Annotated in this window: 12 protein-coding genes; 4 read left to right on the top strand and 8 right to left on the bottom strand. The window is 73.8% G+C overall.

Going from position 1 to position 17,416, the window contains the following annotated elements:
• Window positions 1-203: 203 nt before the first annotated feature.
• The 5 genes from UO65_RS07835 to UO65_RS07815 all read right to left on the bottom strand — a co-directional run bounded on the left by UO65_RS07835 (window position 204) and on the right by UO65_RS07815 (window position 9,719).
• Window positions 204-1,241, bottom strand: coding sequence for a DUF2293 domain-containing protein (locus UO65_RS07835; RefSeq protein WP_035280078.1), 1,038 nt, complete (start codon window positions 1,239-1,241; stop codon window positions 204-206).
• On the bottom strand, window positions 1,238-2,065 hold the full coding sequence (locus tag UO65_RS07830; protein ID WP_035280077.1) for an SWIM zinc finger family protein: 828 nt from the start codon (window positions 2,063-2,065) through the stop codon (window positions 1,238-1,240). Before UO65_RS07830 ends, UO65_RS07835 begins: the two co-directional genes overlap by 4 nt.
• Entirely contained in the window at window positions 2,058-4,850 is a 2,793-nt protein-coding gene (locus UO65_RS07825; protein WP_233427478.1) for a DEAD/DEAH box helicase, read from the bottom strand. The genes UO65_RS07830 and UO65_RS07825 overlap by 8 nt, the downstream gene beginning before the upstream one ends.
• 1,174 nt (window positions 4,851-6,024) lie before the next feature.
• On the bottom strand, window positions 6,025-8,073 hold the full coding sequence (locus UO65_RS07820; protein WP_035280076.1) for a prolyl oligopeptidase family serine peptidase: 2,049 nt from the start codon (window positions 8,071-8,073) through the stop codon (window positions 6,025-6,027).
• Between the two features lie 89 nt (window positions 8,074-8,162).
• The gene (locus UO65_RS07815) at window positions 8,163-9,719 is read right to left on the bottom strand and encodes a mucoidy inhibitor MuiA family protein (protein WP_035280075.1); all 1,557 of its coding nucleotides are present in this window, start codon (window positions 9,717-9,719) and stop codon (window positions 8,163-8,165) included.
• Between the two features lie 174 nt (window positions 9,720-9,893).
• Here UO65_RS07815 and UO65_RS07810 point away from each other — a divergent pair, with 174 nt between their 5' ends.
• Window positions 9,894-10,748: a M23 family metallopeptidase gene (locus tag UO65_RS07810; RefSeq protein ID WP_035280074.1), complete on the top strand. Its 855-nt coding sequence runs from the start codon at window positions 9,894-9,896 to the stop codon at window positions 10,746-10,748.
• A 173-nt stretch (window positions 10,749-10,921) separates the two neighbouring features.
• Window positions 10,922-11,914 (top strand): DUF4192 domain-containing protein, encoded by a 993-nt coding sequence (locus UO65_RS07805; RefSeq protein WP_035280072.1) that lies wholly within the window; start codon window positions 10,922-10,924, stop codon window positions 11,912-11,914.
• Window positions 11,915-11,988: 74 nt separating this feature from the next.
• On the opposite strand, the gene galE is transcribed toward UO65_RS07805, so the two are convergent.
• The 3 genes from galE to UO65_RS07790 all read right to left on the bottom strand — a co-directional run bounded on the left by galE (window position 11,989) and on the right by UO65_RS07790 (window position 14,907).
• Window positions 11,989-12,945: a UDP-glucose 4-epimerase GalE gene (gene galE / locus UO65_RS07800; RefSeq protein WP_035280071.1), complete on the bottom strand. Its 957-nt coding sequence runs from the start codon at window positions 12,943-12,945 to the stop codon at window positions 11,989-11,991.
• Between the two features lie 91 nt (window positions 12,946-13,036).
• Window positions 13,037-14,215, bottom strand: a complete 1,179-nt coding sequence (gene galK, locus UO65_RS07795) for a galactokinase (protein ID WP_035280069.1) — start codon at window positions 14,213-14,215, stop codon at window positions 13,037-13,039.
• Window positions 14,212-14,907 carry a metal-dependent transcriptional regulator gene (locus UO65_RS07790; protein ID WP_035280068.1) on the bottom strand — a complete coding sequence of 232 codons (696 nt, stop codon included), beginning with the start codon at window positions 14,905-14,907 and terminating at the stop codon, window positions 14,212-14,214. Before UO65_RS07790 ends, galK begins: the two co-directional genes overlap by 4 nt.
• Window positions 14,908-15,012: 105 nt before the next feature.
• On the opposite strand from UO65_RS07790, the gene UO65_RS07785 reads away from it, so the two are divergent.
• Together UO65_RS07785 and UO65_RS07780 are read left to right on the top strand one after the other, a co-directional pair.
• The gene (locus UO65_RS07785; RefSeq protein ID WP_035280067.1) at window positions 15,013-15,888 is read left to right on the top strand and encodes a sulfurtransferase; all 876 of its coding nucleotides are present in this window, start codon (window positions 15,013-15,015) and stop codon (window positions 15,886-15,888) included.
• Between the two features lie 283 nt (window positions 15,889-16,171).
• Window positions 16,172-17,350, top strand: a complete 1,179-nt coding sequence (locus UO65_RS07780; RefSeq protein ID WP_035280066.1) for an acetoin utilization protein AcuC — start codon at window positions 16,172-16,174, stop codon at window positions 17,348-17,350.
• Window positions 17,351-17,416: the final 66 nt, after the last annotated feature.

The following is a 17,416-nucleotide window of genomic DNA, read 5'->3' as shown; positions in this document are numbered from 1 at the left end:
ACATGATCGCCATAGGGGCCCCGGCCAAACACATCCACCCAGCCGGGCACACCACCGAAACGACCGGCGCTTGAACCGGAGCGCTGCTGAGGACATCGTCCACTCAGACACCCCAGCAAAACGACCGGCCCGCAAGCCCCGCCCTGGTCGCGAAACCGCCACACACCCCGCCCGTGGCCGATCCGGAAGGCAGGCGACCGAGCCTAGCCCCGCCACAACGCCAACACCCGGTCGATCTCCTCCCGAATCCGCTCCCGCGCCTCCGCCCGGGCCACCCCTGCCATCAGCATCGAGTCGTACTCCGTCTCCTCGTGCCGGATCGCCGCCACCACGGCCAGCGTCACGGCGTGTTCGTCCAGCGCCCGCCCCGCCGCCGACCGCCCCACCCGCCCGCTGCTCCGCGTTCCCGCGTGCTCGGCGATCGCCCGCGCCCGCTCGACCGCCAACGCCGGGAACAACTCCCCGATCCGCTCGGCGAACGCGGCCTGGAACTCCACGTCCTGCACGGCCCGCCGTTCCCGGTCACGCACCCGCCGCCGCTCGCGCGCCTCCTCGTCGACCAGGCACGAAGCCTCGGCCGCTTCCAACGCGGCCCGCTCCACCAGCAGCCCCCGTCGCTCGTACCGCTTCCGCGACCGGTTCCACCGGGCCACCACCGCGGCCAGCCCGCTGCCCTTCCGCGCCCGCCGGGTCAGCGCCGCGTCCCCCGATGGGAGGAACACCAGGTGCCCGAAGTCCGCGCAGTCCAGGCACACCGGCAGTTCGTCCTCGACGAAGTGGAACTCCCCGGTTTCCCGGCACTGCGAGCAGTACCACGGCCGCTCCGCCACCAGGACCATGAGTTCCGGCGCCTTCTGCGCTGTGACCCGGGCCCGCCTCTCCGCCGACAGGGTCGGATCAGTCCATTGTGTCGTGAACAGCCGTTCCACCGCCGCGTCACCCGATGCGGTGAAACGCAAAGCGCGCCGATCGCGCGTGCCGGACAGGTATTCCACCTCGGACTGGAGAAGACCCCGGTCCGACGCCCACTTCGCCAGGCAGGAAGCCGCCTCGGCCAGGCGTTCGGCGGGTACCGCCGCGACCGCGTCCAGGCTCGGTGTCTTCCCCAGCTCCCAGGACTGCACCACCCGGCCGCTGAGCCAGCCCAGGCCCGCCACCACGTCCAGTGGTGTCACGACCTTCTTGTGCCGCACCAGTTCCTCGGCGATCGCCGCGACCCGGCGATCCAGCCGTGCACTCACTCCGACTCCTCCACCATGGCCCGGTACGCCGGGCGCAACAGTTCCACCAACGGTTTGCCGCGCACGATCACCGGCAGCGCGTCCAACTGGTCCAGCAATGCGTCGGGCGCGGCCACGGCGGGCTGCGCCACCGGGGCCGGGGGAGTGGTGGGCGGTCCCCAGAACTCCTCCAGCAGTTCCGACAACGGCGGTTCGCGTTCCTCCGCCGGTGCCGGTCCGGAGCGCTCGCGCAGCCCGCGCAGGTTGTCCAGCAGTTCCTGCCTGCCCCGTCCGCGCCAGGCCAGGATCTCGAACGGGTCGGTGTCGAACGACTCCGCGAGCAGGTAGCAGGCGGCGGCGAGGTGCTTGCACGGCACCTGCCAGTCCGGGCACGTGCAGTCCATCGACAGGTCCTGCCGGTCGTCCGGGAACAGGCGCAGGCCCACCCCGTCGAAGACGGCCTCGATGTCGTCGGGCATGTCGCCCGCGAGGAGCTTCGCCAGGAACACCGCCTGCCCCGCAAGCGCTTGCTCCACCTGCTCCCACTGCTCGTCGGTGAACGCGCGCGCCACGATCCGCACCCGGTAGGGCTCCGGCCGGGTGCCCTGCACCTGCCCCACCACGATGCTCTTGGACAGCGACAGGCTCAGCACCTGCCCCTGCCGGGCGTAGCGCTTGCCCCGGTCCAACCGCCCGCTGAGCCCCAGCGACTCCAGCACCGACAGGAACCGCCGCGACCACCACGACCGCGCGATCTCCCCGCGCAGGCTGCGGGCGCGGACCCCGTCCTCGACCCGGATGACGGGCTTGGCCGGGGCGTCGCGCCACCACTCGTCGTCACTCACCGACGGCCTCCCCCGACAGGGTGACCAGCTCGCGCAGCTCGTCGGTCGACAGGTCACCCAGCCAGCCCTCGCCCGCGCCCACGACGAGCTGCGCCAGGGCCTTCTTCTGCTCGATCATGGTGTCGACGCGCTCCTCCAGCGTGCCCACGCAGACGAACTTGCGCACCTGCACCGCCCGCCCCTGCCCGATGCGGTACGCGCGGTCGGTGGCCTGGTCCTCGACCGCCGGGTTCCACCACCGGTCCAGGTGCACCACGTGGTTCGCCGCCGTGAGCGTCAGCCCGGTGCCGCCCGCCTTGAGCGACAGCAGCACCACCGACGGGCCGTCGCCGGATTGGAAGCGCTCCACCATGCGGTCGCGCTGCTTCTTCGGGGTGCCGCCGTGCAGGAACGCGATCTCGGTGTCGAACCGGGCGGCCAGGTGCGGCACCAGCATCCCGCCGAACGCGGCGAACTGGGTGAAGCACAGCGCCCGGTCCCCGTCGGCGAGCACCTGCTCCAGGATCTCCTCCAGCCGCGCCAGCTTCCCAGAGCGCCCGGCGACCCGGGAACCGTCGCCGAGGAACTGCGCCGGGTGGTTGCAAACCTGCTTGAGCTTGGTCATGGTGGCCAGCACCAGACCCTTGCGCTGAATCCCGTCGCTCTCGGCGACCTTCTCCAGCATGTCGTCGACCACGGCCCGGTAGAGCGAGGCCTGCTCCGCGGTGAGCGTGCAGAGCTGCTTCATCTCCAGCTTGTCCGGCAGGTCGTCGATCACGGCCGGATCGGTCTTCACCCGGCGCAGCACGAACGGCCGGGTGATCCGCCGCAGCCGGGCGGCGGCGTCCTCGTCGCCGTGCCGCTCCACCGGCACCGCGTACCGGGCGCGGAACCTGCTCAGCGGCCCGAGCAGACCCGGGTTGGCGAAGTCCATCACCGACCACAGCTCCGCGAGCCGGTTCTCCACCGGCGTGCCGGTCAGCGCGACCCGGTGCCGCGCGGGCAGCCCCCGCACCGCCTGCGACTGCCGGGCGGCGCTGTTCTTGATGTTCTGCGCCTCGTCGAGCACGATCCGGTCCCAGGTCAGCTCGGCCAACTCGGCGGCGTCCCTGGTCGCCAGGGCGTAGGTGGTGATCACCAGGTCGGCGCCTCCCAGTGCCCCGGCCAGGTCCTCGCCGGTGGCCCGGTCGGCGCCGTGGTGGACGTGCACGCGCAGGTCCGGGGTGAACCGCTGGGCCTCGCGCAACCAGGTCCCCACCAACGACATGGGGCAGATCAACAGGGTCGGCGGCCGCCGCTCGCCGTGGCGCTTGAGCGCTTCCAGGGCCAATAGCTGCACGGTCTTGCCCAGGCCCATGTCGTCGGCCAGGCAGGCACCCAGCCCGAGGCCGTCCAGGAACGCCAGCCACGCCAGCCCGCGCCGCTGGTACGGCCGCAGCACCGCCCCGAACCCGGGCGGCGGGTCGAGCGGCTCCAGCGCGTTCTCCACCCGCCCGGCCAGCAGGTCCGACACCCAGCCGCTGCCGCCGATCCCGACCACCGGCACCCCGAAGGTCTCGTCGTCGGCGGGCAGCCCGGCCACCTCCAGCACCTCGCCCACCGACATCCGCCCGGAGCCCGCCCTCTCCAGGAACGCCAGCCCCGCGGCGAGCCTGCGGCGGTCGACCTGCGCCCACTGGCCGCGCACCTTGACCAGCGGCACCTTCGCCTCGGCCAGCTCGCGCAACTCCTCCTCGGTCAACGTCAGCTCGCCCAGCGCCACGTCCCACCGGTAGTCCACCAGCTCGTCGCGGCCCAGCACGCTGGTGCGGCTCACCGCGCCCGCGGTGCCCCGGCTGGTCGTGGTCAGCTTGAGGCCGACCCCGGAGGACGGCTTCCACCACGTCGGCACCAGCACACCGAACCCCGCCTGGTCCAGCGCCGCCGCCCGGGTCAGGAAGTCGTGGGCGCCCGCGGTGTCGAGGTCCAGCCCCACCGGGTGCCGCTCCCGCAACGCGGCGTCGAGCGCGGGCAGCACCCGGGCCGCGCGGCCCAGGTCGGTGAGCAGCACCTCCTGCGGGCGGGCCACCCACCGGCGCAGCACCCCGCCCCGATCGCCGTGCCAGATCCGCGCGGCGGGCACCAGCACGCTCGGGTCGTCGGCGGCCTGGAGCAGGAACTCCAGCCGCCAGTGTTCCTCGGTGTCCTCGGGCGGGCGCAACCGGAAACACGCCCGCACCGGCCCGTTGTGCTCGGCGCCCGCCGCCCACGTGCCCAACACCCCGGTCAGCCGCCGCACCCGCTCCGGCGCCGCGACCAGCGACGGGTCCCCGACGAGCCCGCGCAGCAACGCCCCGGCCGCCTCGTCGGCGGCGGCGAAGCGCCCGTTCGGCGCCAACCGCACCCCCACCAACCGGGCCCGCACCATCGCGTCGACCATCCCGTCGAGCAGGCCGCGCAACACCTCCTCCCCGATCCGCCCCTCCAGCAGCCCCGGATCGACCTGCTCGGCCCGCAACGCGGGCGGCAACGCCTCACCCAGCCGCGCGTACCGAGCCGAGTCCGCCCCCGACAACGCGGGCCGCCACCGCGCCGCGGGCCCCGCCCCCTCAGCGGCGATGGCGGGCAGCACCCGCCCCCGGGACACCAGGTCCTCCGCCAGCGCGGCGACCCGCCCGAGGAACCGCACCGCCGCACCCGGCCGCACGTCCTCCCCGTCCAACGCCCCCGCCGCCACCGCCGCGGGCACCACCAACGCGGGCACCAACCACGGCGCCAACCGCACCGCCCCCCGGGGCGCGGCCCCCGCACCCAACGGATGCCGCACCAACTCCGGCGAAGCCACCGGCGCCGACGGATGGGACGGCAACAACACCCGCACCACCCGCGCCACCGCAACCGGCCCACCGACACCGGCCCCCGCCGCACGGCCCACGGACGCCAGCCCACGGACACCGGCCCCCGGCCCACCGACACCGGCCCCCGGCTTGATCCCGGTCAGCGCGACCGCCGCAGCCGCCTCGACCGCCCGGACTCCCTCGGCTCCCGGTGCCCGCCCACCGGTTCGAGGTGCCCCAGCCCCCGGGGCATCCCCGGCCACTGCGGATGCCCCGGGCACAAGGGAAGTCGCGAAAGCTCCGACCTCCCCCGACGCCGACCCGTCCCCAACAGCCCCGCGCCGCCCACCCGCAGCAACTCCGGATGATCCATCTCCCGACTCACGGCTGACATCCCCGGACGACTCACCCTCCGGCTCACCCTCAACAGCCGCCGATGCCCCACCCCCCGACTCGCCTCTGCCAGCTCCGGGCGATCCGTTCCCCGGACCGTCTCCGACAGCTCCTAATGTCCCGGCACCCGGCTTGCCGCCGACGACTCCGGGTGGCTCGTCTCCCGACGTGTCCCCGTCAGCGCCAGGTGGCTCGTTCCCGTGGCCGTCTTCGACGGTCCGGGGTGTCCCGGCTTCCGGCTCGCCGCTGACGGCTCCGGATGTCCGGGCCTCCGACGTGCCCCCGTCAGCGCCAGGTGGGCCGTTCCCGGGACCGTTTCCGACAGTCCCGGAGGACCCAGCCTCCGGCTCGTCCCTCGCAACCCCGGGTGACTCGTTCCCCGGCTCGCCCCCGGCGATCCCGCGTGCCCCAGTACCCGGCTCGCCGCCGACAGCCTCGCGCGACTCGGGCCCCGAACCGCCGGTGCCACCGAGACCGTCAGCCGCCGAGACCACCCCGGCGGCCCGGCCGGACCCACCAGCCGCCGGAAGCCCCCCGGCACCCCGGGTGGCTTCCGCGGCTTCGGTCGCCGGGGCGGCGCGGACCACCCCGGCGGCCAAGGCGAAGCCGAGCCGCTTGGCCAGCTCCTCCGCGGGCACGGCGAACGGGTGGGCGTCCGCGGTCCGGGAGGCCCGGCCGGGCCGTCGTGCGGGCAGTTCGGAGTCCTCGGCCCACAGCGCCACGTCGCCCGCGTCTGTGGCGAGGCAGTGCAGCGCCATCACCGCTCAGACACTACCCAGCGGCACCGACACCCCCTTCCGGCGCCAACGTCCGCAGCAGGAACTCGTAGACGATCGCGGACATGAAGGCGCGCTGCGCGTTGTCGGCCGCCGCGCCGTGGCCGCCCTCGATGTTCTCGTAGTACTTCGGCTCGAAGCCCAGTTCCCGCATCCGCGCGGCCATCTTGCGAGCGTGCCCGGGGTGCACCCGGTCGTCGCGGGTCGAGGTCACGAAGAACACCGGCGGGTACTTCATTCCACTGTGGACGTTGTGGTAGGGCGAGTAGCCCTGCAGGTAGGCCCAGTCGGCGGGGTCGTCCGGGTCGCCCCACTCCGCCATCCAGGACGCGCCCGCCAGCAGCAGGTGGTAGCGGCGCAGGTCGAGCAGCGGCACCTGGCTGACGATCGCGCCGAACAGCTCCGGGTAGCGGGTCAGCATCACACCCGCGAGCAGGCCACCGTTGCTGCCGCCCTGCATGCCCAGCCGGTCCGGGGTGGTGATGCCGCGGGCGACCAGGTCCTTCGCCACCGCCGCCATGTCCTCGTAGGCGCGCGGCCGGTTCTCCCGCAGCGCGGCCCGGTGCCAGGCGGGCCCGTACTCACCGCCGCCCCGGATGTTGGCCACCACGTAGGTGCCGCCCTGCTCCAGCCAGGCCCGGCCCAGGCCGCCGGAGTAGCCGGGGGTCAGCGAGACCTCGAAACCGCCGTAGCCGTAGAGCAGCGTGGGTCCGCCGGGCTGCTCACCGCGCACCACGAAGTACGGGACCTTCGTCCCGTCGTCCGAGGTGGCGAAGTGCTGCTCGACGGTGAGGCCGTCGGTGTCGAAGAACGCCGGGGCGCGCCGCAGCACCTCGACCTCCCCGCCGATCTCGCCGCGCATCAGCGTGGACGGCTGGAGGTAGCCGCTGACGTTGAGCAGGTACTCGTCGGAGTTGTCCGGGTCGGTGTCCAGCACGTCGGCCGAACCCAGCTCCGGCGCCCCGGGCAGGGACTCGCGCGCCCAGCCGTCCGCGCCGGGGGTGAGCACCTCCAGCCTGGTCTTGACGTCGGACAACTCGTTGAGGATCAGGTGGTTGCGGGTCCAGGCGTACCCGCTGAGCGAGGTGCGCGCGTCCGGCTCGAACAGCACGGTCAGCTCGCGGGAGCCCGCGAGGTAGGCGTCGAAGTCGGCCGCGAGCAGGGCGCCGGTCGGGTAGGTCGTGCCGTTGACCTCCCAGTCCGAGCGCAGCGACACGAGCAGCCACTGTCGGTGCACGTCGGTGCTCGCGTCGTCCGGCACGTCGATCCTGGTCAGCGTGCCGTCCGGGGCGCGCAGGAACTCCTCGCTGCTGAAGAAGTCCGGGTGCCTGCCGACGAAGTCGCGTTCGAAGCCGGGGGTGCTGTCGTGGTAGGCGAAGGCGCTGACGTCGTCCGGCTTGCCCTCGAAGACGGTCTCCGCCTCCTCCAGCGGGGTGCCGCGCCGCCAGGACTTGATGACCCGGGGGTACCCGCTGGCGGTCATCGAGCCGTCGCCGAAGTCGGTGCCGACGTACACGGTGTCCGCGTCGATCCAGCCCACCCGGGACTTGGCCTCGGGCAGGGTGAACCCGTCGGCGACGAACTCGCGCGCCTCGACGTCGAACTCGCGGACCACCGCCGCGTCCGCCCCGCCGCGCGACAGCTCCACCAGTGCCAGCCGGAAGTCGGGCCGCAGCACCGCTGCGCCCGCCCACACCCAGTTCTCGCCCTCGGCCTCGGCGAGCGCGTCCACGTCCAGCAGCACCGTCCACTCCGGGTCGCCGCCGCGGTACTCCTCCAGGGTGGTCCGCCGCCACAGCCCGCGCGGGTGCGCCGCGTCCTGCCAGAAGTTGTAGAGGTGCTCCCCGCGGCGGCGGGGGTAGGCGATCCGGTCGTCGGCGTCGAGGACCTCGCGCAGCCGGCGCCTGGTCGTCTCGAACCGCTCGCCGCCGGTCAGCGCGGCGACGGCTTCGGCGTTGCGCTCCCGCACCCAGGCCAGGGCCTGCTCGCCGGTGACGTCCTCGAGCCAGAGGTGGGGGTCGTTGGTGGTGTCGGCGTCGGTCATGGGGCCAGTTTGCCACCGAGCCGGGTCGGGCCGGGGAAGTTGTCCACAGGCCCGATCGCAGCGGGTGGACGACCGTTGCGGGTCCTCCGTCAGTCGCGCCAGCCGGTGATGGTCACGCCCTTGGCGATGTCCACGCGGAACCCGAAGGAGATCTCACCGGTCTGACCCGGCGGCAGCTCCATGCGCCAGGTCACCTCGCCCAGCTCCGTGGTCTCGGCGGGCTGCGGGTGCAGGGCCACGTCCCGCACGACCGCCGATTCGACGCGGGAGACCGGGAGCTGGTCGATCACGGTGACCCGGGCGGGGTGCGGACCGTAGTTGCCCACCCTGATCCGGTAGGACACCTCCTGCCTGCGCGTCCCGCCCATCACCGCCTTGCCCGCCGCGCGCCGGACCAGCTCGCGCTCCACCCGCACCCGGTCGTCGATGCCCAGGGTCAGCTCGATCTCCTCGCCCGGCGCCCACGGCGCCAGGTCGGTCACCCCGACGAACTCGCTGTCGTGGAAGATCGACGCCCGGCCCGGCCGCAGTGCGTGCTCGGAGGTGTTGACCACGGTGGCGCGCAGGTAGGCCTCGGGACCGCGCAGCGGGACCGTCACGTGGTCGACCGCCGCGGGCAGGTCCACCGCGGCCACGGTCGTGCGGTGGGCGCCGCCGTCCGAGGGCACCGCGACCGGTCGCGACGGGCGGTAGGTGGTCGACGCGGTGCTGTGCTCGACCGCGGCCACCGCCTCGGTCATCGCCTTCGGGGCGGGGACCGCGCCACCGGGCGCCGCGGCCATCGGCATGGCCGCGCCGTAATTCGCCTGGGCGGCCATCCTCGGTGCGGGCGGGCGCGGTACGTCGAGGTACCACGGTGCCAGCTCCGGGACCTCGACGGTGGTCGCCGGGCGCGCGGTCGAGAGCCGCAGCTCGCACTCCGGCCAGTCCTCGCCGCTGTGCTGGGTGACGAGCCCGTACCAGGTCAGCCGCAGGGTGCCGCCGGTCAGCCGCACGTCGTAGCGCGATTCCCACCCCGCCGCGTCGACCAGGTACGAGACTTCCAGCTCCACCTCGCCCGCCTGGTCGGCCCCCAGCTCGACCTCGACGACCCGGCGGTCCGGGGCGCGTTCGCGGCCGCGGTCGGCGATCCGCCGCTGCGCCTCGTCGTGCTCGGCCTGCACGCGCTGCCGGGTCTCGGTGAGGGCGCGCCGCTCGCGCAGCACGGCGGTCAGTTGGCCCGCGAGCGCGTCGCCCACCTCGGCCACCCTGGCGGGCTCGGTCTCGCCCTTCGCCAGGGCCTGGGCGAACGTGCTGCCGGTGCGCGTGCCCAAGGCCGTCAGCAGGTCGACCCGGGCGCCGAGGACGGTGTCCTGGTCGCCGAGCTCGTGCAGGCGGGCGCGCAGGGCGTCGCGGCCGGCCTCCAGCTCGGCCAGGGCACCGTCCGGGGTGCGGGCGTTGTGCTCGTGGCGCACGTCCACTCCCAGCACGGTCGCCGGGCCGCGGCCGCTGACCCGGACCGAGTCGGGGTGCAGGCCCAGCGGCAGCCCGCCGACCCGCGCCCGGTGCTCCCCGGGCTCCACCGCCACCCTGCCGCGCCTGGTCACCCTGGCCTGTCCGGGGTAGACGGTCACGGCGACGATCGGGGCTTCCACGCGAGTCTCCACGCCGGGGAGGCTACCCACCGGACCCGGCACCCGTCCCCGGATCGCCTGCGGCCGCGGGTCACCCGGACACCCCCTTGTTCGCCAAACCCTCACCCCTTAATCGGTGGGAAAGGCTTTGGGTCTGCGCACGGAGCGTGGTCGTATCGCTCCGAATCGACGTTTGCGGAGGTGGAGATGGGTAAGGTACGGAAGCTCATGACCCTGGTGGGCACCGCCGTCGTGACTGCGGGTGTGCTCGTCGTCGGGGCCGGTGTCGCGTCCGCGGCGCCTTCGTTCCAGCTACCGTTCCCGTGCAACCAGGTGTGGTCGGGGCAGACCCGCACCAACCACAGCCCGGCGAACGCGGTCGACTTCAACCGGACCAACGACGACGGGGACCCGGTGGTCGCCGCCGCGGGCGGCACCGTGTCGCGGGTCGCCAACGAGGGCAGCACCAGCTACGGCCGGTGGATCGAGATCGACCACGGCTCCGGCTGGCGCACCCGGTACGCCCACCTCTCCGCGCAGCGCGTCTCGGTGGGCCAGAGCGTCGCCCAGGGCGCCCAGATCGGCAACGTCGGCAACACCGGCGGGTCGACCGGGGCGCACCTGCACTTCGAGGAACTGCTCAACGGCGTCGCCCAGCGAGCTGTGTTCAACGGTGCCACCGCGCTCTACTGGGGCACGAAGAACTACACGAGCAACAACAGGTGCTCCGGCAGCTCCAACCCGTACACCGCCGAGGAGGTCTGCGGCAGCGCGTTCAGCCAGATCGACTCCGCCGCGCTGGGCACCGCGGGCCGCGTCTACCTGATGTACAACGCCTCCACCGGCAGCAACTGCGTCGCCACGATCAAGTCCACCTCGATCGGCTCGGCGTCGTCGGTGTCCGCCTTCCTGGAGGTCCAGGGCGGCACCCGGACCACGGACTCCGGGTCGTTCGCCTACTACGCCGGACCGGTCACCAAGTCGGCCGCGGCCAAGTGCGTGAAGTGGGGCGGGTCCGCGGGTTCGTCGACCTACACCAGCGCTTTCGAGCACTGCGGCTAGGTTCTTCACTCTACAGAGGACAGTCGGCCCGGCCGACGGAGGTTAGCAGGAAGGCCCGACAAGTCCGCTGATCCGGCGGCCCCGTCGGGCCTTCCTGTCCACATGGGTCAAATTCATCCACAGGCGGGAAGAACCCCTTTCGGCCGCCACGGCCGCGGTCGCACTGTGGACCCATGACACCGACGCCACTGCGCACAACCCTGGCCCTGCACGACGGCGGCGACCTCGTGGCCGCCGTGCCGAACCTCCTCGGCTTCCACCCGGTCGACTCGCTCGTCCTGATCACGGTCGTCGAGCGCCGCGGCGGGGGCGACGCCGCCATCGGCACCGTGATCCGGGCCGACATCCCGGTGCCCGAGGACTACGGGGGGATGGCCAGACACCTCACCGAGATCACCACCGGCCACTCCGCGTCCGCCGCGTTCCTCGTGCTGGTGGGCGGTGAACGCCTGGCGCACAAGGACCTGGTGCGGCGCGTGGTGGTCAACCTGGAGGCCGCCTCCGTCACCGTCCCGCACGCCCTGTGGGCCCCGGCGACGGTCGAGGGCCAACCGTGGTGGTGCTACGCGGACTGCGCCTGCACCGGGACGGTCGTCGACCCGGACACCTCGGCCCTGGCCGTGGCGATGACCGTGGCGGGCGCCGTGCGCTACCCCGACCGGCAGTCGCTCGCCGACACCCTGACCCCGGACCCCCGGGTCGACCTGGCCCGCCGCGCGGCGCTCATCCGGTCCGCCACCACGCCGCCCGACCCGTCGCTGATCGACGAGACCATCTCGGAGATGTTCGCCGCCGGTGCGAGCGACCCGCCCGCACCGGAACCCGAGCTCGACGACGACCTGGTCGCCGGGCTGGCGATCGCGCTGTCCGATGCGGACATCCGGGGCCACTGCCTGACCATCGCCCTCACCGAACGCGCCGGGGTGGCCGAACGCCTGTGGACGCGCCTGGTCCGGATGCTCCCCGACCCGCACCGGTCGGTTCCCGCCTGCCTGCTGGCCGTGCACGCCTACCTGCGCGGAGACGGCGCCCTCGCCCAGATGGCACTCGAGCTCGCGAACGCGGCCGACGCGGACAACAACCTCGCCGCGCTCATGCGCGCCTGCCTGGAACGGGCCCTGCCGCCGGACGAATTCCGCGACATGATCACCCGGTCGATCGGCTGATGACCGGTCGGCACCGGCGCGCCGCGGCCGGACCGGTCGGGGCCACCGCACCCGGTGGCCCCGACCGGGGGCGGTCAGCCGCGGGCCCGGGTGAACTCCCAGGCGTCGCTGATGATGGTGGTGAGGTCGGCGCGCTCCGGGGACCAGCCGAGCACCTCGGCGGCGGCGTCGGCGGAGGCGACCAGGACGGCCGGGTCGCCCGCGCGGCGGGCGGCGAACTCGGCGGGGATCGGGTGGCCGGTGACCTCGCGGCAGGTCTGCACGACCTGCCGGTTGGAGAAGCCGGTGCCGGTGCCCAGGTTGAAGACCTGGTGCTCGCCCTTGACCGCGTGCTCCAGCGCGAGCAGGTGCGCGGCGGCCAGGTCGAGCACGTGGATGTAGTCGCGCACGCAGGTGCCGTCGGCGGTGGGGTAGTCCTCGCCGTAGATCGAGATCTTGTCCCGGGTGCCCATGGCGACCTGCAACACGATCGGGATGAGGTGGGTCTCGGTGGTGTGCCGCTCGCCGAAGCCGCCGTAGGCGCCCGCGACGTTGAAGTACCGCAGGCTCACCGCGGCCAGGCCGTGCGCCTTGGCGTAGGAGGTGATCGCGTGGTCGATGGCCAGCTTGGTGGCGCCGTAGGTGTTGGTCGGGCGGGTGGGTGCCGTCTCCAGGATCGGCACCTGCTCCGGCTCGCCGTAGGTGGCCGCCGTGGAGGAGAAGACCAACCGGGGCGTGCCGTGCTCGCGCATGGCCGCCAGCAGCTTCAAGGAGGTGAGCACGTTGCCGTTCCAGTACTTCGCCGGGTCCACCATGGACTCGCCGACCAGTGACTTCGCCGCGAAGTGCAGCACACCGTCGTACCCCTCGGCCAGCAGGTCGCCCGCCGCCTCGCCGATGTCGGCGCGGACGAACCGGGCACCCTCGGGCACCGCGTCCTCGTGGCCGGTCGACAGGTCGTCCACCACGACCACGTCGTGGCCGGTCTCGACCAGTCGGGCCGCGCACACGCTGCCGACGTACCCGGCCCCACCCGTCACGAGCAGCTTCACCGTGTTCCTCGCCTTCGTTCGTCTGTTGTTCGGGATCTCTCATCCGCGGGTGCCCCGCGTCCTCCGGCTCGTGCCCGGGGCCGAGCGGATGTCACGCGTCGCGGCGCGCGCCCGCGGACGGCACGGCCGTGAACATCCGCGGCGCGCCCAGGCCCGCGCGGTCGTAGGCGGTCGACACCGCCTCGCGCACCGCGTCAGAGCGGTCCAGGGGCACCAGCGCGATCGCGGAGCCGCCGAAGCCACCGCCGGTCATCCTGGCCCCCAGCGCGCCCGCGCCGACAGCCGCCTCCACCGCCACGTCGAGTTCGCGGCAGGAGACCCGGTAGTCGTCGCGGAGGCTGGTGTGCGAGGCGGTCAGGTGGGGACCGATGTCGGCCAGCGCGCCCGCCCGCAGCGCGGTCACCACGGTCAGCACCCGTTCGTTCTCGGTGACCACGTGCCGCACCAGCGGCCGCAGGTCCTCCGGCAACGCCGCCAGCGTCTCGGCCAGGCCCGCCGCGGGCACGTCGCGCAGGGCGGGCACGCCGAGCAGGGCGGCGGCGCGCTCGCAACCGCGCCTGCGCTCGCCGTAGGCGGAGTCGGCCAGCGAGTGCTTGGTCCTGGTGTCGATCACCAGGACCTCCAGGTCCGCGGCGGACGCGTCGAACGGGACCTGCTCGCGGGCGCCGGAGCGGACGTCGAGGAACAGCGCGTGCGCGGCCACGCAGCACAGCGAGGCGGTCTGGTCGAGCAGGCCGGTGGGGGCGCCGACGAAGTCGTTCTCCGAGCGCTGCACCCACCGGGCGACCTCGGCCAGGGTGGGGGAGGAGTCCTCGTCCGGAACCACCCCCGCCAGCCCCAGCAGGGCCAGGGCGACCGCGCACTGCAACGCGTGCGACGAGGACAGTCCCGCCCCGGCCGGGACGTCACCGGAGATGACCAGGTCGGCACCGCCCTCGGCGACACCGGCCTCGCGCAGCGCCCAGGCCACGCCGGACGGGAAGGCCGCCCAGCCGGTCACCGAGCCGGGTTCCAGATCGGACACCGCGGCGGGGCGGGCGCGCTGCGGCACGCCGTCGTCTCCGACGGTGATCATGGTGAGCCTGCCGTCCGCGCGCGCGGACGCGGCGACCGCCACCCGGTGCGGCAGGGCGAACGGCAGCACGAGGCCGTCGTTGTAGTCGGTGTGCTCCCCGATGAGGTTGACCCGACCGGGGGCCGACCACACCCCGTCCGGGGGCTGGTCGAGGAGCCGCCGGAACCGCTCGGCGGCTCGATCGACCGGGCTCACCTCGCGCGGACCAGGACCGCGTGCAGGACTGCGGGCGCCAGCTCCGCGGAGTTGCCCGCGCCGGTCACCTCGATCGAGTTGCCGTCACCCTTGGACGGGCCGACGTCGACCACGTTGCCGGGCAGGATGCCGACGGACTTGAGGTCGGCCATCAGGTCCGGGTCCAGTTGCACGTGCTCGGCGATCCGGCGGATCTCCACCTGGCCGCCGCCGCGCCTGGCCACCTCGTCGATGCGGACCAGACCCGCCTCGACCGGCGGTGCGGGCTCCCCGTCGCCGAGCTTGTCCAGCCCGGGGATGGGGTTGCCGTACGGGGAGGTGGTGGGGTTGCCGAGCAGGCGCACCAGCTTGCGCTCGACCGCCTCGCTCATCACGTGCTCCCACCGGCACGCCTCGCTGTGCACGTGCTCCCACTCCAGGCCGATCACGTCGACCAGGAGGCGCTCGGCGAGCCGGTGCTTGCGCATGACCGCGACGGCCAGGGAGCGGCCGTGGTCGGTCAGCTCCAGGTGCCGGTCCCCGGCGACCACGAGGAGCCCGTCGCGCTCCATCCGGCCGACGGTCTGGCTCACGGTCGGACCGCTCTGCCCGAGGCGTTCGGCGATCCGGGCGCGCAGGGGGACGACGCCCTCCTCTTCGAGTTCGTAGATGGTGCGGAGGTACATCTCGGTGGTGTCGATGAGATCGTTCACGTCGGTTCCCCTTCGTCACCACCATGTTAGCCGCTCCCCCCTCCGGAGCAGCGTGCCCGTCGCGGTGGGTGACCGGCTCGGCCCCGGTGGGGTGGCTTCGGCAGGATGGGCGGCGTGGGTACCTTCACCAGTCCGCTCGTGTCCGCCGCCGACCTCGCCACTTCGCTGGTCGGACCCCTCCCGCCGGTCCTGCTGGACGTCCGCTGGCGGCTCGGGGGTCCGCCTGGGCGTGAGGAGTACGACGCCGGGCACGTCCCCGGGGCGGTCTTCGTCGACCTGGACACCGAGCTGGCCTCCCCGCCGGGGGCCGGGGGCAGGCACCCGCTGCCGGACCCCGCCGATCTGCAACGCGTGCTGCGCGCGGCGGGGGTCGGCGCGGACCGGCCGGTGGTGGTCTACGACGCCGACAACGGGTCGGTCGCCGCCCGGGCCTGGTGGCTGCTGCGGTGGGCGGGCCACGTGGACGTGGCCGTCCTCGACGGCGGGTACGCGGCCTGGGTGGCCGGGGGCGGGGCGGTCAGCACGGCGGTGCCGACGCCCGACCCGGGGGATGTCGTGGTGCGTCCGGGTGGGATGCCGGTGCTCGACGCGGACGGCGCCGCCGCGCTCGCCGGGACCGGGGTGCTGCTCGACGCGCGGGCACCGGAGCGCTACCGGGGTGACGTCGAGCCGGTCGACCCCAGGGCCGGGCACGTGCCGGGAGCGGTCAACGCCCCATTCGCCGGGCACGTGGGGCCGGACGGTCGGTGGTTGGCGCCCGAGGCGCTGGCCGCGCGGTTCGCCGGGCTCGGGGTCGTGCCGGGCGGTCAGGTCGGCGCCTACTGCGGGTCGGGGGTGACGGCGTCGTCGGTGGTGCTGGCGCTGGAGGTGGCCGGGGTGACCGGGCCGCAGGCGCCCGCCGCGCTGTACGCGGGCTCGTGGTCGGCCTGGTCGGCGGACCCGACCCGCCCCGCCGCGACGGGAGACGAACCCGGCCACTGACCTGTCCGGCGGCCGGGCCTGAGTTGCCAGGGTGCCGGTCCCGTGCGGCTGGGTGCCGAGGTGCCTGCTCGGTGGGCAAGCCACTGAGGTCGAGTCACTGGGGTGCAGCCACTGGGTTACAGCCCGCTGGGCTCGGGCCACCGAGGTGCCCTGCTTGCTGTGCGTCAGGCGCGGGGCTTCGGAGCTGGATCGCTGTGGTCGTGAGGGCTGGGCCGCAGGGCGGTGGTCAGTGGCGCGGAGCACTCACGGCTCCGGGGGGTGGGTGGGCCACTAGGGTGCTGGCATGGGTGATGGAGCCGCCACTGTCGTCTGGGATGCCGCGCTGCTCGACTACGACCTGGGCGGCGACCACCCGTTCAACCCCATCCGGCTGGAGCTGACCATGCGGTTGGCCCGGGCGCTCGGGGTGCTCGACGGGGTGGAGCTGCACGTGCCGGAGGCCGCGAGCGACGCCGACCTGGAACGCGTGCACGAGGTGGCCTACGTCGCCGCTGTGCGGGAGGCGCCGATGGCGTCGTGGGACGTCGGGCACGGGTTGGGGACCGCGGACAACCCCGTGTTCGACCGGATGCACGCCGCTTCCTCGTTGGTGGTGGGGGGGACGCTGTTGGCGGCGCAGCGGATCGCGGCGGGGGAGAGCCTGCGGGCGGTGAGCATCGCCGGTGGGCTGCACCACGCCATGCGGGACCGGGCGGCCGGGTTTTGCGTGTACAACGACTGCGCGGTGGCGATCTCCTGGCTGCTGGACAACGGGTTCGACCGCGTCGCCTACATCGACGTGGACGTGCACCACGGGGACGGTGTGCAGGCGGCGTTCTACGACGACCCCAGGGTGCTGACGATCTCGCTGCACCAGCACCCGGCGACGCTGTGGCCGGGGACCGGGTTCGTCACCGAACTGGGCTCGCGGTCGGCGCAGGGCAGCGCGGTGAACGTGCCGCTGCCGCCGCGCACCCGTGATCCGGACTGGCAGCGGGCCTTCCACGCCGTGGTGCCTTCGCTGCTCGGGGCGTTCAAGCCGCAGGTCCTGGTCACCCAGTGCGGGGTGGACACCCACGAGGAGGACCCGCTGGCCGACCTGTCGCTGTCGGTGGACGGGCACCGGGCCACCTACCGGGCGCTGCGGGCGCTCGCCGAGGAACACGCGGGTGGGCGCTGGTTGGCCACCGGCGGCGGGGGTTACCAGCTGCTGCGCGTGGTACCCCGGTCGTGGACCCACCTGTTGGCGACCGTGCTCGACCGGGACCTCGACCCGGCGACGCGGGTGCCCACCGAGTGGCTCGACACCGTGCGGCGGGTCGCGCCCAACGCCGACCTGCCGTTGGCCATGGGGGAGGGCACCGACACCGCCTTCGCCCCGTGGGACGGGGCGTTGGAGACGCCGGTGGACGCGGCCATCCGCGACGTGCGCCGGGCGATCTTCCCGCTGCACGGCCTCGACCCGGACGACCCTAGGGACTGACATGGCGGACGCCGGCCAGGACGCGGACAGAAGTACGACCCCGGCTTCGGGCACCGACCCCGGCAC

Origin of the sequence: Actinokineospora spheciospongiae, assembly GCF_000564855.1 — a bacterium.
GTDB lineage: Bacteria > Actinomycetota > Actinomycetes > Mycobacteriales > Pseudonocardiaceae > Actinokineospora > Actinokineospora spheciospongiae.
Note: the sequence above shows the minus strand (reverse complement) of the source record. Positions and strands in the feature narration are given on the sequence as shown.